This is a genomic window from Lewinella sp., from assembly GCF_050633125.1.
Lineage (GTDB): Bacteria > Bacteroidota > Bacteroidia > Chitinophagales > Saprospiraceae > Lewinella.
Map to the genome: position 1 here is coordinate 1 of NZ_JBOEFX010000059.1, position 1,242 is coordinate 1,242.

1 protein-coding gene is annotated in these 1,242 nt (G+C 48.9%); it reads left to right on the forward strand.

All coding sequences use genetic code 11. The features are described from left to right. Positions 1-1,242 (forward strand): carboxypeptidase regulatory-like domain-containing protein (locus tag ACRBG0_RS13885; RefSeq protein ID WP_431487471.1); only part of this gene is annotated, 1,242 nt, incomplete at both ends.

Consider the following 1,242-nt stretch of genomic DNA (forward strand, 5'->3'; position numbering starts at 1 on the left):
ATGCAAGCTTCTGTATCGATCGCCGTCACACTGACCGTGATGGAGACAGTACCTTGAGCAACTGTGATAACCCAACGCTACCGAACTACGGTCGCTACATCTACACGCAGTTTGTGAAAGTATACGATTCAACGGCCCCTGTGGTAACGGTGGGTGAGTACGGAGGTCCTACTGCCAACTGTCCGGACCTGATCGCTGGCCAGTTCGGTGATGATGACGGAAACTGTGAGGAAGCGATAAGCATTCCATTCTCAGTAAGTGATGAGTGTGAACTGTTCGACGGTGACGGCAACCTTGTGGTAAGCATCGTATCAGCAGAGCTTGATCTTTTCGCGGTGGATACCAACAACGATGGTGACATCAAATCCAACGAATTTGTAGTTGAAGTTGGCCCTGTTGGCAACGTATTGGCAAATATCACGGACAATGGTGACGGTACGTACTCCTTCGATGGAACTTACCCCATTATTACCAGTGCGATGGGTGATAACATCTACCATGCAGTACGCATCTTGTTTGAAGATGGTTGTGGCAATCAGACCAGCGAGACCATCGTCTTCGATGTGATCGACTGTAAGGGCCCTGCTCCAGTGTGTATCAACGGCCTGACGGTGACGTTGATGCCGAACGAAGATGGTGGTTGTTCCATGGCCATCTGGGCCAGTGACTTTGAAGGTTCACCGATAAGTGATTGTACTGGTCAGGGACCAGAACTGTTCGGTGGTCTACCTCGTGTTACCAAGTACGCGATCTATCGTGTAAGTGAGGTGGAAGCTGATCCTAATTTCGTACCGAGCCCCGATAATATCGGACTGGTGTTGACCGATCAGGATGATGCCAACACGGTGGTTTACGTATACGCTTTTGATGAAGAAGGCAACTATGACTATTGTGAAACTTACATCCTGATACAACAGCACCTTGATTGTATCAACGGTGAGATGGGTACCATTGCAGGTGTTGTTGCGACCGAAGAGAATGAGATGCTAGAAGGGGTGGAAGTCAGCATTAACGGTGGCGTATCGGCAACGATGACGACCAATACAGATGGCACTTACAACTTCGCTAATCTAACACCGGGTGGTGACTACAGCATAACCCCTTACTTGAACGATAACTCGCTCAATGGAGTGACGACTTTTGACTTGGTGAAAATCTCCAAGCACATCCTGAATGTGGATGTACTTGATGGACCATACCGCCGCATTGCCGCAGATGCTAACCGTAGTGGAACGATTACAA